The sequence below is a fragment of the Rhodococcus sp. NPDC055112 genome (assembly GCF_053607505.1).
On sequence record NZ_JBSGTR010000094.1, the window covers coordinates 1 to 12,880 of the forward strand.

15 protein-coding genes and 1 riboswitch are annotated in these 12,880 nt (G+C 70.5%); of the genes, 8 read left to right on the plus strand and 7 right to left on the minus strand.

What is annotated here, in order from left to right:
• The first annotated feature begins 115 nt into the window (after positions 1-115).
• Positions 116-1,498, plus strand: coding sequence for a DNA repair protein RadA (gene radA / locus ACWFRB_RS25385; protein ID WP_452643988.1), 1,383 nt, complete (start codon positions 116-118; stop codon positions 1,496-1,498).
• Positions 1,499-1,504: 6 nt separating this feature from the next.
• On the opposite strand, the gene ACWFRB_RS25390 is transcribed toward radA, so the two are convergent.
• Positions 1,505-2,065, minus strand: coding sequence for a PaaI family thioesterase (locus ACWFRB_RS25390; RefSeq protein ID WP_452643989.1), 561 nt, complete (start codon positions 2,063-2,065; stop codon positions 1,505-1,507).
• Positions 2,066-2,253: 188 nt separating this feature from the next.
• On the opposite strand from ACWFRB_RS25390, the gene disA reads away from it, so the two are divergent.
• On the plus strand, positions 2,254-3,339 hold the full coding sequence (gene disA / locus ACWFRB_RS25395) for a DNA integrity scanning diadenylate cyclase DisA (protein WP_452643990.1): 1,086 nt from the start codon (positions 2,254-2,256) through the stop codon (positions 3,337-3,339).
• A 66-nt stretch (positions 3,340-3,405) separates the two neighbouring features.
• Here disA and ACWFRB_RS25400 read toward each other — a convergent pair whose 3' ends face one another.
• Positions 3,406-4,149 carry a hypothetical protein gene (locus tag ACWFRB_RS25400; RefSeq protein WP_452643991.1) on the minus strand — a complete coding sequence of 248 codons (744 nt, stop codon included), beginning with the start codon at positions 4,147-4,149 and terminating at the stop codon, positions 3,406-3,408.
• 57 nt (positions 4,150-4,206) lie between these two features.
• The gene (locus tag ACWFRB_RS25405) at positions 4,207-4,833 is read right to left on the minus strand and encodes a carbonic anhydrase (RefSeq protein WP_452643992.1); all 627 of its coding nucleotides are present in this window, start codon (positions 4,831-4,833) and stop codon (positions 4,207-4,209) included.
• A gap of 80 nt (positions 4,834-4,913) precedes the next feature.
• Here ACWFRB_RS25405 and ACWFRB_RS25410 point away from each other — a divergent pair, with 80 nt between their 5' ends.
• On the plus strand, positions 4,914-5,795 hold the full coding sequence (locus ACWFRB_RS25410) for an A/G-specific adenine glycosylase (RefSeq protein ID WP_452643993.1): 882 nt from the start codon (positions 4,914-4,916) through the stop codon (positions 5,793-5,795).
• Positions 5,796-5,819: 24 nt separating this feature from the next.
• Here the strand turns inward: ACWFRB_RS25410 and ACWFRB_RS25415 are convergent, their stop codons facing one another.
• The 3 genes from ACWFRB_RS25415 to ACWFRB_RS25425 are packed head-to-tail and all read right to left on the minus strand — an operon-like array spanning position 5,820 to position 8,519.
• Positions 5,820-6,185, minus strand: coding sequence for an Imm51 family immunity protein (locus ACWFRB_RS25415; RefSeq protein WP_452643994.1), 366 nt, complete (start codon positions 6,183-6,185; stop codon positions 5,820-5,822).
• A 46-nt stretch (positions 6,186-6,231) separates the two neighbouring features.
• A complete protein-coding gene (locus ACWFRB_RS25420; RefSeq protein WP_452643995.1) occupies positions 6,232-6,996 on the minus strand; it encodes an alpha/beta fold hydrolase in 765 nt (254 codons plus the stop codon).
• A 50-nt stretch (positions 6,997-7,046) separates the two neighbouring features.
• Positions 7,047-8,519, minus strand: a complete 1,473-nt coding sequence (locus tag ACWFRB_RS25425; RefSeq protein ID WP_452643996.1) for an MFS transporter — start codon at positions 8,517-8,519, stop codon at positions 7,047-7,049.
• A 101-nt stretch (positions 8,520-8,620) separates the two neighbouring features.
• Here ACWFRB_RS25425 and ACWFRB_RS25430 point away from each other — a divergent pair, with 101 nt between their 5' ends.
• The 3 genes from ACWFRB_RS25430 to ACWFRB_RS25440 are packed head-to-tail and all read left to right on the plus strand — an operon-like array spanning position 8,621 to position 10,487.
• Complete coding sequence (locus ACWFRB_RS25430) at positions 8,621-9,013, plus strand: MarR family winged helix-turn-helix transcriptional regulator (protein WP_397514188.1); 393 nt, start codon at positions 8,621-8,623, stop codon at positions 9,011-9,013.
• Between the two features lie 25 nt (positions 9,014-9,038).
• Positions 9,039-9,356 (plus strand): mycobilin-forming heme oxygenase MhuD, encoded by a 318-nt coding sequence (gene mhuD, locus ACWFRB_RS25435; protein ID WP_397514189.1) that lies wholly within the window; start codon positions 9,039-9,041, stop codon positions 9,354-9,356.
• Positions 9,357-9,404: 48 nt separating this feature from the next.
• Positions 9,405-10,487: an alpha/beta hydrolase gene (locus ACWFRB_RS25440; RefSeq protein ID WP_452643997.1), complete on the plus strand. Its 1,083-nt coding sequence runs from the start codon at positions 9,405-9,407 to the stop codon at positions 10,485-10,487.
• On the opposite strand, the gene ACWFRB_RS25445 is transcribed toward ACWFRB_RS25440, so the two are convergent.
• The gene (locus ACWFRB_RS25445) at positions 10,449-11,555 is read right to left on the minus strand and encodes a glycosyltransferase (RefSeq protein ID WP_452643998.1); all 1,107 of its coding nucleotides are present in this window, start codon (positions 11,553-11,555) and stop codon (positions 10,449-10,451) included. The two genes, ACWFRB_RS25440 and ACWFRB_RS25445, sit on opposite strands and share 39 nt — an antisense overlap.
• 109 nt (positions 11,556-11,664) lie before the next feature.
• Positions 11,665-11,801, plus strand: a riboswitch (cobalamin riboswitch).
• A 26-nt stretch (positions 11,802-11,827) separates the two neighbouring features.
• Between ACWFRB_RS25445 and ACWFRB_RS25450 the strand changes: the two genes are divergently transcribed.
• Positions 11,828-12,022, plus strand: a complete 195-nt coding sequence (locus ACWFRB_RS25450) for a CbtB domain-containing protein (RefSeq protein WP_027500515.1) — start codon at positions 11,828-11,830, stop codon at positions 12,020-12,022.
• A complete protein-coding gene (locus ACWFRB_RS25455; RefSeq protein WP_452643999.1) occupies positions 12,013-12,843 on the plus strand; it encodes a CbtA family protein in 831 nt (276 codons plus the stop codon). The genes ACWFRB_RS25450 and ACWFRB_RS25455 overlap by 10 nt, the downstream gene beginning before the upstream one ends.
• Positions 12,844-12,880: the final 37 nt, after the last annotated feature.

Sequence of the window (12,880 nt, forward strand, 5' to 3'; positions counted from 1 at the left end):
ACGCTCAGCGTCGGGGCCGTTCTCGTCGTTGCGGCGCAGCACATTTCGGAACGAGCGTCACACCCGGCCGCCCGCTCCGGCAGGCACTGTCGGACCTCACCCCTAGGCTGCGGTGGTGGCCAAACCCAAATCGAGCTTTCGCTGCTCGTCCTGTCAGCACTCGATGGCCAAATGGGTCGGCCGTTGCCCCGACTGCGGATCGTGGGGCTCGATCGAGGAGGTGGCCGTTCTCGCCGCCGTCGCGAGCAGGCCGGGCGCCACCGCCGCCCGCGGCGTGTCCATGGTGCCGACGTCCCCGGCGACCCCGATCTCGCAGATCAACGGTTCCTCCACCAGGGCCAAGCCCACGGGCGTGCCCGAGCTCGACCGCGTGCTCGGCGGCGGCCTCGTCCCCGGTTCGGTGGTGCTGCTCGCGGGCGAGCCCGGCGTCGGCAAGTCGACCCTGCTCCTCGAGGTCGTGCACCGGTGGGCGCAACGCGACCCGCAGGACCGCGCCCTCTACGTCACCGGCGAGGAGTCGGCCGGGCAGGTCCGGCTCCGGGCCGACCGGACCAACTCCGTGCACGATCGGGTGTTCCTGGCCGCCGAGTCGGACCTGGCCACCGTGTTCGGGCACGTCGAGCAGGTTCGCCCGACGCTCCTGATCGTGGACTCCGTGCAGACGATGCTCGCCGCCGATGTCGAGGGCGTGGTCGGCGGCGTCACCCAGGTCCGCGCCATCACCAGCGCGCTCACCTCACTGGCGAAGTCCAGCGGCATCCCGGTGCTGCTGATCGGACACGTCACCAAGGACGGTGCGGTGGCCGGGCCCCGCGCCCTCGAGCACCTGGTGGACGTGGTGCTGCACTTCGAGGGCGACAAGCACTCCACCCTGCGGATGGTGCGGGGCGTCAAGAACCGCTTCGGCGCGGCCGACGAGGTGGGCTGTTTCGAGCTGCGCGAGGACGGCATCGAATGCGTCAGCGACCCCTCCGGGCTCTTCCTGCACCACCGCGACGACACCGTGCCCGGCACCGCCGTCACCGTCACCATGGACGGCAAGCGGCCGCTGCTGGGCGAGGTGCAGGCGCTCGTCGTGACCTCGCACAACCCCTCACCCCGGCGCGCGGTCAGCGGCATGGACTCGGCGCGGGTGTCGATGGTGCTGGCTGTGCTCGAACGGCGCTGCGGGGTCAAGGTCTCCGACAAGGAGGTGTACGCGGCGACGGTCGGCGGCATGCGGCTGACCGAACCGTCCGCGGACCTGGCCCTTGCCGTCGCGGTGGCGTCCGCGTTCAAGGACTCCGCGCTGCCGCCGGGGGTGGTGGTGCTCGGCGAGGTCGGGCTGGCGGGCGAGGTGCGCCGGGTCACCGGCGTCGACCGGCGGCTCGCCGAGGCGAAGCGGCTCGGCTTCACCCACGCCGTGGTGCCCCGCGACTCCGGGACACCGCCGCAGGGGATGCGGGCCACCGAGGTCACCAATCTCGGCGAGGCCCTGCGGGTGCTGCCAAGGGGCTGAGCGGTCCTACAGCGAGGAGGAGGTGCCGAACGGCGAGGTCGCGTCGCCGTCCACGAAGTCCTGCATCGGCGCGAAGTGCTCGGGCTTGATGGTCAGGAACAGCCCGCGGGAGGTGGCGACGATGTCGTCACCGGCGGTCGGTCCCTCGACGATCCGGGCCTCGGCGGTGGTGTAGACCTTGCGCCGGATCATGCCGTCGATCCTGGCCCGGAACTCGAGCACCGATCCGAGCGGGATCGGCTTCGCGAAGTCGATCTCCAGGTGACCGGTGACCACGGGTCCGCCGAGCACCATGCAGGCCATGCCCTGGACCTCGTCGAAGGCGACGGACAGGATGCCGCCGTGGATCACCCCTGGTCCGCCCTGGTATCGATTTGCCACGGTGAGCCGTCCGGACACCTCGAGACCCTCGCCCGCGGTGAAGGTCATCGCCATCCCGGCGGGCTGGTCGTCGCCGCATCCGAAGCACTTGGACCAGTGCTGTGGGAGGGCACCGCCCGGCGCCGGGAAGAAATCCGGGCGGATCGGCAGTTCGAGATCATCGGGCAAGGTCCAGGTACTACTCACAGCTAACAAAGTATCGGTTCACCGATAGCGGTCCCGATGCGCCCCTGGCCGGTCCCGCACCGGCGCGTCCGGCCCCGGGGAGGCCGCCGCCTCTCCCCCGCTGGGTAACCTTGACGCGAAGCGACGGCGGATCTACCGACTCCGCCCGGCGATGAGGCGCCGCGCACCACGAGCGAGGGGGGACGGCAATGGACGACGCCACGCCGTCTGCCACTGTCCGCGAGACGATCGCTCGGCTGGCGCCGGGGACCGAGCTCCGCGACGGCCTGGAGCGGATCATGCGTGGTCGTACCGGTGCCCTGATCGTGCTCGGCTATGACGCCGAGATCGAGGAACTCTGCGACGGCGGCTTCGAGCTCGACGTCGAGTTCGCACCGACCCGCCTGCGCGAGCTCTCCAAGATGGACGGGGCCGTGGTGTTGTCCACCGACGGCACCCGCATCGTGCGGGCCAACGTGCAGCTGGTCCCCGACTACAAGATCCCGACCGTGGAATCCGGCACCCGGCACCGCGCGGCGGAGCGGACCGCGATCCAGACCGGCTACCCGGTGGTCTCGGTGAGCCAGTCGATGAGCATCGTCAGCGTGTACGTCGGCGGCGTCCGGCACGTGCTGGAGGGCTCGCCGACCATCCTGTCGAGGGCAAACCAGGCCGTCGCGACGCTCGAGCGGTACAAGTCCAGGCTCAACCAGGTCACCAACCAACTCTCCGTCGTGGAGATCGAGGACTTCGTGACCCTGCGCGACGCCCTCACCGTCGTGCAGCGCCTCGAGATGGTGCGCCGGGTGTCGGTGGAGATCGAGCGCGACGTGCTCGAGCTCGGCACCGACGGCAGGCAGCTCGCCCTGCAGCTGGAGGAACTGGTCGGCGACAACGACATCGCCCGTCAGCTGGTGGCCCGCGACTACCTGGCCGGCCAGGGCCAGGCCCCGACCGAGGCCGTCGAGCGAACCCTCCAGGCTCTCGACAAGCTCACCGACGCCGACCTGCTCGACCTGACCACGCTGGCCCGCGCCTACGGGTACCCGGCGACGATCGAGGCGCTCGAGGCTCCGATGAGCCCGCGCGGCTACCGGGTGCTCACCCGGGTGCCGCGACTGCAGTTCCACCAGATCCACCGGCTGGTCGGCTCGTTCGGCACCCTGCAGGGCCTGCTCGCCGCGACCGCGGCCGACCTGCAGTCGGTGGAGGGTATCGGCGGGCTGTGGGCCCGGCACATCAGAGAGGGCCTGTCGCGCCTCGCCGAGACGTCGATCTCCGGCCCGTTCGACTGACCGCGAACCGTGCGGGGAGTCGTACCCCTACCGGGATGCGACTCGCGCACGGGCCGCGGAGCGGCGTCAGCTGATGTTGAACGGCTCCGGAGTACTGCGCAGCGCGCCGAGCTGGCCGATGACCGTGTACGCGCCGGGACCGACCGGGTTGCGCGGGGCGGTGCAGCCCGGCTCGGACGTGGCGCCCGACCACTTGACCGTGAACGCGGCCTGCTCGCCGGGCTTGAGGGACCTGATGTCCGGCGCCGTGTTGGGGAAGCAGTCCGTGTTCGACCAGATCCGCTGCTGCCCGTCCAGGCTGTAGACCAGCACCTGCTGCATGCCCGCTCCGAGATCGCGCTCGCAGGTCGCGGAGCCGATGTTGGTGACCACGATGCCGAACTGTGGCTCCTGGCCCGCGGGATAGTTCGGCTGGTTCGAGCTGGCCTTGATGGCGAGCGACTGGTCGGGGCACTGGCCCGCTGGGACCGCGGCAGGCGAGGACGACGCCGCCGCATCACCCGAGACGGACCCGGACACCGCGGTGTCCCCGCCCGAACCGCCGGACCCCGAACCGGCCCCGGAGGCTTCACCGGATCCGGAACCGGACCCACCCGCGTCGCCTGCGGAACTGGGCGCCGCCTGGCCGGAGGAGGTGCTGCTCTGCGAGCTGCTGGCCGCCGCAGCCTCGGCCGAGGGGTCGTCTCCTCCGCCGCCGAGCGACGTCACGATCCAGACGAAGAGGATGAGCGCGACCACACTCGCCCCGATTGCGAGCGCGCGTCGTCGCCAGTAGATCTCGGGGGGCAGCGGCCCGTTTGGTTCCAACACAGAACCCACGTTAGGTCCCCGGGCCCGGGCGGACCTCCACCAGCCCCGGCGTGTCGCTCAGTCGGCAACCTCTCCGATGTCGCCGACGGAGGCCTGCAGCTGCACGCGACCGTCGGAGAGCTTGTACGTGACGCCGACGATGGCGCACGTCCCCGCCGCCACCTTGTCGGCGATGATCCGCGAGCGCTGCTGGAGCAGGGTGCCGGTCTCCACCACGTGGCGCGCCTCGAGTTCGTCCACCGTCGAGAGGCCCTCGTTACGCCCCATCAGGATCGACGGCGCCACCCGTTCGACGACGTCACGAATGAAGCCGTTCGGGATTGCGCCCTTGTCGAGCGCGTTGAGGGTGGCCGCGACGGCGCCGCAGCTGTCGTGACCGAGCACGACGATCAGCGGCACGTTGAGGATTTCCACCGCGTACTCGATGGACCCGAGCACGGAGCTGTCGATGACGTGGCCGGCGGTGCGGACCACGAACATGTCGCCGAGGCCTTGGTCGAAGATGATCTCCGCGGCGACGCGAGAGTCACCGCAGCCGAACAGCACCGCCGTGGGGTGCTGTCCGTCGACGAGTTTCGCCCGGTCGGCGATGCCTTGACTGGGGTGCAGCGAGGCATCGTTCACGAAGCGGTCGTTACCCTGCTTCAGTGCCTTCCAGGCCGAGATGGGGTTCGAGTTGGGCATGTCAGCCATTGTGCACCCGACGCTTTCTGCGTTTCGTCGGCCACCTGGCAAAACCGTGAAATGGGAGGTGTGAAGTTCAAGTGAACACCTCCGCACTGATCGCGTGGTACGAGCGTCAGGCCCGCGACCTGCCCTGGAGGCGCGAGGGCGTCACCGCGTGGCAGATCCTGATGAGCGAGATCATGTTGCAGCAGACGCCGGTGGTCCGCGTCGCGCCGATCTGGGAACAGTGGGTGCAGCGCTGGCCGGTGCCCTCGCGGATGGCGTCGGCGAGCCAGGGCGAGGTGCTGCGCGCGTGGGGCAAGCTCGGGTACCCGCGCCGAGCCCTGCGGCTGCACGAATGCGCGCGGGTGCTGGCCGCCGAACACGGCGACGAGGTCCCAACCGATGTGGACATCCTGCTCGGCCTGCCGGGGATCGGCGCGTACACCGCCCGCGCGGTGGCCTGTTTCGCCTACGGGCAGCGGGTCCCGGTGGTGGACACCAACGTCCGGCGTGTGGTCGCCCGCGCCGTGCACGGCGCCGCGGAGCCCGGCAACCCGTCCACCACCCGCGACCTCGCCGACGTCGACGCCCTGCTCCCCCGGACCAGGGCGAGGGCCGCGGTGTTCTCGGCCGCCCTGATGGAGCTGGGCGCGACCGTCTGCACCGCGCGCAACGCGGACTGCGACCGCTGCCCGCTGACCGACTGCGCGTGGGTCGGCGCGGGTCGGCCCGCCCACACCGGGCCCGCGCGCAAGGTGCAGAAGTTCGCGGGCACCGACCGTCAGGTCCGCGGCCGCTTGCTGGACGTGCTCCGGGAGACCCATGCGCCGGTCGAACGGGCTCGGCTCGATCAGGTGTGGCTGACGGACCCCGCGCAGCGCGACCGGGCGCTGGACTCGCTGCTGGTGGACGGGCTGGTCGAGCAGACCGTGGACGGACTGTTCGCGCTCGCGGGCGAGGGCGGCGCCGACCGCTGACGGATGCCGCTTCGCCGAGGCCACCTAGTCTTCGAGGCCGAGTTCGACGGCGCGGGTCAGCGCTGCGCCGAGCGCGTCCGCGTCAGTCACCAACGTGTGCAGGGTCGTCGCCGCCACGAGCAGCGCGTCGAGATCGTTGCCGTAGACGCTCACCATGCCGCCCTCCGGGTCGAAGCCGACCGCGTCGAGGGTGGCGGGGGCCTGGTCGGTGAGCACCGCGTGAAGGGCGCCGGAGAAGTCGTATCCGGAGCCCTCGATTCCGTGAGCCTCCAACGCCGACCGGTGCTGGTGGTACTCCGGGCCGCCGGGCGAGTAGATGATGCTGGAACTGCTGTCCCCGGAGACGAGACGGACCGGACCGAGGGCGTCGAAATCGCTTGGTGTTGCCATGCCGCGACCGTACCCAGGCGGTGCGACAGTGCGCCGTGACCTCCGGTCACCGACCGGACGCGCGAGCGGGCAACTCCTCGAGGAACGCCTCCACCGCGGCGCGATATTCGACCGGTCGGTCGTCGTGCACCAGGTGACCGGCACCCGCGACCAGTTCGTACCGCGTCGCCGATTCCCTTGCGGTGTAGGCCATTGCGCGCATCTGCCCGGCCGGGGTGATGGTGAACTCGCCCTCCAGCAGCAGGGCCGGCGCCCGGACCGCGGACCACTGCGCCCAGAAGTCGCGGGTCCCCCACTCCTCGGAGATGTCCCGCCACACCGGCACCTCGCCGTGCAGATGGAAGCCGTCGGACCGCTCCTCGAAGGAGTCCATGAAGTACTGCGCCGCAACGGGTCCGAAGAAGTCGATCATGTGCTCGCGGTCGCGGAACGGCTGCGGCCATGACCCGATCATCTCGGCCCAGTCGCGCGCGGTGCGCCCCTGGAAGTCGGGCGCCATGTCCTCGACAACGAGCGCGCTGACGCGATCGGGGTGCGCGGCCGCGAAGCACCAGGCGTGCAGCCCGCCCATCGAGTGTCCGATCACCACCATCGGCTCGGGGATCGGCGCCAGTGCGGCGGCGAGGTCATCGACGAACGCCTCAGTGGTCAGTTCGGCGGGCGCGGGCCTGCCGTGCCCGGCCGCGTCGAAGGTGTAGACGTGCCCGTGGTCGCGCAGCCACGGCACGTGCCTGCGCCAGGTCCTGGCGCTGCCCATCAGTCCGTGGAGCAACAGAATCGGCCGACCGGTCCCACCCTCGTCATGCAGCACGGCACCGAGGTTATCCCGGTGCCGTGCTGCCTCGCGGTCGGTGTGCCCGGTCAGACCCGGCTCACCTCCGGGACGGCCGAATAACGGCGCCCGCGGATCAGCGGCCAGACGGTGATCGCCAGCCCGAGCAGCGCCACGCCGGTGACCAGGATCAGGCCGGGGCGGAACTGCTCGAAGCTCGCGGTGCCCGCCCCGGTGTGCGAACCGGCGGTGACGAGCGCGGTGGTCAGCGCGAGCACCAGCGCCGCGCCGACCTGCATCGAGGTCTGGACCAGACCCGAGGCCAGGCCCTGCTCGGAGTCGTCGACGCCCGAGGTGGCCTGGGCCATGATCGAGGTGAAGCCGAACGTGAAACCGAAGCCGAGCAGGATCACGCTGGGCAGGATGGCCACCGCGTACGTCGGCTGGTCGCTGCCGACGAACAGGAACCAGAGGTAGCCCAGGCTCAGCGAGCCGAGCGCGGCGATGATCATCCGCGGCGTGCCGAACCGGTCGACGAGACGCCCGACGAACGGCGAGCCGAACGCGACGATCAGTCCGGCCGGGAGCAGCGCCAGCGCCATCTTCAGCGGCGACCAGCCGAGCCCGGACTGCAGGAAGATCGTCACCATGAACTGGAAGCTCAGGTAGGAACCGAACAGCGCGATGATGCTCAGGTTGGCCCGCACGATCGCGCCAACCCTGAGGATGCTCAGCCGGACGAGCGGATGCGCAACTCGCCTCTCCACCAAGACGAACGAGGCCAGCAGGACCGCCGCGAGCGCGAAGAGCCCGAGCGTGAGCGGATCCGCCCAGCCGCGTGCTGGCGCGGAGACGACGGTGTAGACAGCGAGCATCATGCCTGCGACCAAGGTGACCGCGCCGGCCAGATCGTGCCCGCCGGTGTCGGCAGGCCGGTCACGCGGGATGAGGACGACGGCGGCGGCGAGGGTCGCGACCGCGAACGGCACCGGCATGAGGAACGTCCACCGCCATCCGGCGCTGGTGAGCAGGCCGCCGAGGATCAGCCCCGACGAGTAGCCGCTGGCACCGAACACGGAGAAGATCGACAGCGCCCGGTTGCGGGCAGGCCCCTCCTTGAACGTGGTGGTCAGGATGGACATCGCGGTCGGGGCGGTGAAGGCTGCGGCGAGACCCTTCACGAAGCGGGTCACGATGAGCAGGGTGCCGTTGTCGACGAGCCCGCCGACCAGCGAGGCGACGGCGAAGACCGCCAGCGCCACCAGGAAGACGTTGCGCCTGCCGAGCAGGTCGGCGGTGCGCCCGCCGAGCAGCAGCAGGCCGCCGAAGCCGAGCACGTAGCCGTTGATGATCCACTGCAGCGAGGTGGTGTCGAGGCCCAGTTCGGTACCGATCGAGGGCAGCGCGACGCCCACCATCGAGACGTCGAGCCCATCGAGGAACATCACGACGCACAGCACCGCGAGGATCCCCCAGAGGCGGGCCGTCCATGCCTGCCCTGCGGCAGGAGTGGTCGAACCCGGCGAGGCGGTGAGGTTCGGAGTGGTTTCGGTGATAGTCACGTCGAGGACTGTATGTGCATGTGCAATCAATGCGCAAGCACTAATTCCGTTAACATTTAATTCGCTTGCATCAATCGGCGGACTGGAACTAGGATGCGGCCATGACGTCAGAAGCGGAGCTCCGCGACACCTGGCGAGCGCTGCTCGACCGGTACAACGGGATCGCGTGCGACCTCGATCGCCAGATGCAGAACGCGCACGGCCTGAGCATGAGCGACTTCGAGACCCTCGACCGCCTGATGAGCGTCACGTGCAAGCACCCGCGGATGCAGGAGCTCGCCGCGGACATGTACCTGAGCCCGAGCGCCCTCTCCAGGAGCGTCGCGCGACTGGAGAAGGCGGGACTGGTCGCACGGTCCCTGTGCGAATCGGATCGTCGCGGGGTTTTCGTCGACGTCACCGACGCCGGCCGCGCGGTCCACGCCGACGCGGGCAAGATCCAATTGGCCGTCCTGACCGAGCATCTCGCCGAACCCGACACCACCGGCGCCTGACCCCGAGCGGAGTACGCTCGCCCGCATGGCAGTCGTGAAGATCAATGCAATCGAGGTCCCCGAGGGCGCAGGCCCCGAGCTGGAGAAGCGTTTCGCGAACCGCGCGCACGCGGTCGAGAACTCCCCCGGCTTCCTCGGCTTCCAGTTGCTGCGCCCCGTCAAGGGCGACGAGCGCTACTTCGTCGTGACGCAGTGGGAATCCGAGGAGGCCTTCAAGGCATGGGCAGACGGCCCGGCCAGGGCCGCGCACTCGGGCGAGCGCGCCAAGCCGGTGGCAACCGGTGCCTCGCTGCTCGAGTTCGAGGTCGTGCTCGACGTGGCCGCCGCGGCGAAGGACGCCTGAGCCCCGAACCGGGCATGCACCCCAGGTCGAGCGGATAGGTTCGCGGACATGACCCGCGCGATCGACTTGGCGAAACGGCACACGCTGCAGACCCTGCTGTCGATGCCCGCGGGCGTCCTCCGCCGGATGGCGGGGCGGCCCGTGGAGATCGAGGGCAACGTCCTCGACCCCGAGATGCAGCTCATGCTCGCATTGGGAAAGCTCGAGGGCGCGGCAGCCGAGGAGCGTCCGATCCCCGGCGGCAGGCGCGCGCTCCTGTCCAGTTCCAGGGCCGTCGGCGGCAACCAGCCGATCGGCGCGGTCACCGACCGCGACATCGACGGCCCGGCGGGCCCGCTCCGCCTGCGGTTCTATACCCCTCGCGGCCTGACCACCGCATCGCCCGCGCTGATGTACCTCCACGGCGGCGGCTGGGTCTACGGCGACCTCGACAGCCACGACGCGGTGTGCCGCTTCCTCGCCGAGCGGGCAGGGATCCGGGTCGTCGCCATGGACTATCGGCTGGCCCCCGAGTGGCCCTTCCCCGCCGCCGTGCACGACGTCGAGGCGGCGTACTCGTTCGTGACCGCCAACGCGACCGGCCTGGGCATCGACCCGGACCGGATCGCCGTCGGCGGCGACAGCGCGGGCGGAAACCTCGCCGCCGTCCTCGCCCAGCGTGCCGCGCACGGGGAACTCGGGGCGAGGCCCGTGTTCCAGTTGCTGATCTATCCCGTGGCGGATGTCGCGGTGAAGCGACCCAGCCGGACCACCTTCGCGAAGGGATTCTTCCTGACCGAACGGTTCATGGACCTCGCCGAGAAGAGTTACGTCCCGGCGGGGGCGGACCGAACCGATCCGCTGCTGTCACCTATCTACGGCGACCTCGCCGACCTGCCTCCCGCCTACGTGGTGACGGCGGGGTTCGATCCGCTGCGCGACGAGGGCGACGCCTACGCCGAGAAGCTCCGTGCGGCGGGGGTCGACGTGCAGCACGTCGGAGAGCCCGGGCTGATCCACTCCTTCGCGAACATGGTGGGAGTCGGCCGGTCGGGTCCCGAGGCGATGGGACGGGCCGCGGCCGCGTTGCGACGGGCGCTGTCCGCCCCGCCCTCAGGTCCCCGCCAGCACCGACAGCATCCCGTCGACTGACGCCGACCAGCTGAACTGTTCGGCCCGCAGCCGGGCGGATTCCCTGCGCGCACCCGCCGGGAGGGCGAGCACCCCGGTGACGGCGTCCGCCAGCGCGACGCCCCGCCCGTGCGCAAGAGCCCCGCAATCCGGGGTGATGATCTCCGCAAGGGCGGACGACCGCGCCGCGACCACCGGTGTGCCCGCGGCCAGCGACTCCAGTGCCGACAGGCAGAACGTCTCGTGCGGGCCGGGCGCAAGGGTGACGTCGGCGCAGGCGAACAGCGTCGCCAGCCGTCCGGGGTCGCCGATGAAGCCCGCGAAATGCACCGGCAGCTTTCGCGCCCTGTGCCGCAAGGCTTCTCGCTTCGGCCCGTCGCCGGCGATCACCAGCCGGATGTCCTGGCCCTGCCCGACGAGGGACCGGACCGCTTCGATGCTGCGATCGACCTGCTTCTCCACCGACAGCCGACCGCAGTGCAGCAACAACCGCTGCGACGGCAGGGCGTAGTGCTCGCGGACGCCCTCGTCCCGCCGATCCGGATGGAACAGTGCCAGATCGACGCCCAGCGGAACGCGGAACAGGTTTCCCGCGCCGATCCGGGTGAACTCCTCGGATGCGAACGCGGTGGTGCAGACCACCGCATCGAAGTTGCGCACCATCCTGGCGTTGGCGACATCAGCCCACGAACGCGCCGTGCGCGGCGGCAGCACCTGCCCGAGCAGTCGGTCGAGTCGCTCATGGGACACCACCACGCTCCGCACGTCCCGCCGACGCGCCCACTGCCCGAAGCCGCGCAGCGTCAGCCGGTCCGACACCTCGAGCGCGGCAGGGCGCAGCCCCCGCACGACGTCGGCCACCCGGCGCGGGTTGACGGCGCGGTAGCCGCCGGTGCCCGGGATCGGCACCGCGGCCAGGGTGATCCGCAGGACCCCGCTCGCCATCACCTCCTCGGCGTCGCGCCGGCCGGGAACGACCAGGATCACCTCGTGCCCGCGTCCGCAGTAGCCGGCGCCCCAGTTGTGCAGCGCGGTGCGCAGCCCACCCGATCGGGGACCGTAGAAGTTGGCCAGCTGCACTATTCGCACCGACCCATCGATCCCGGTCGGCATGGCGATCCCGCCAACTGTCACCGACCGCCCGGTGAAGTGCGCGCGAACGTCTCGCCGATCGGCCGGGCGGTTGCGATTGACACCACAGTCGGGTCAATGCGAGAGTGCGCTGGTAATAGCGATGGTTGACGGGAATCCGGTGAGAGTCCGGAGCGGTCGCGCCACTGTGATCGAGGCACACCCTCGACAGCCAGATACCGGGGCCATCGCATGGGCTTTTTAGGGGACGCGGAATCCCAGGAGGAACCATGGCACTCGTACACAATCCCAGCACGGCGACCGATTCTGTCGGCATCGCGATGATCATCGCGGGCGTGGTCCTGCTCGCGATGCTGACCCTCTACCTGGTCGGCTTCGACCAGGGTGCGGTCTCGCGCACCGGTATGTACATGCACGAACTGATGCATGACGGTCGGCACCTGCTGGGCCTGCCGTGCCACTGACCGGAACCTTCAAGAACCTCCTCATCCGCGGCCTGCTGGCCGGCCTCGTCGCCGGACTGCTGGCCGGTGCCGTCGCGTTCGTGATCGGCGAACCGCACATCGACGCGGCCATCGCGATCGAGGAGGCCGCCTCCGCACCGGCGGAGGAGCACACTCACGACACCGCCACTACAGACGAGCACACGCACGACGCGGGCGCCGAGGCCGAGGCCGAGGCCGAGGAAGGCCACTCGCACGGCGACGATGCACTCGTCAGCCGCGACGGGCAGCGGTTCGGCCTGTTCCTCGCGACCAGCCTCGCCGGTCTCGCGCTCGGTGCACTGTTCGCCGCGGTCGCCTACTACGCGCGGCGGGTCAGCGGACTGTCGGGCCCGGTACTGGCCCTGGCGCTGGCCGGCCTCGGTTGGCTTGCCGTCGAGGCGGTGCCGTTCTTCAAGTACCCGGCGAACCCGCCCGCGGTCGGGGATCCGGACACCATCAACCAGCGCACCTGGCTGTGGCTGGCGTCGGTGGTGCTCGGCCTGTTCGCGGTCGCGGTCGCCGCATACGTCGCGCGCCTCGTCGCCGTGACCGGGTACCTGTCGGTGCAGGTCGCGGCGCCGGTGCTGGCGTTCCTGGCGATCGTCGCGATCGGCTACGTCGTGCTGCCCGGTATCAACGAGGTCGGCGACGACTTCCCGGCGACGCTGCTGTGGGATTTCCGCATCTCGTCGCTGGCCATCCAGGCAACGCTGTGGCTGGCGCTCGGCCTCGGGTTCGCTTTCCTCACCGAGCGCGCCGCGAAGGCGAGCTCCCAGTCGGAGGCGCTGACCACCCGCTGACGTGACCACTCGAGAGAAGCGGTGGAGCCCGGTGCAC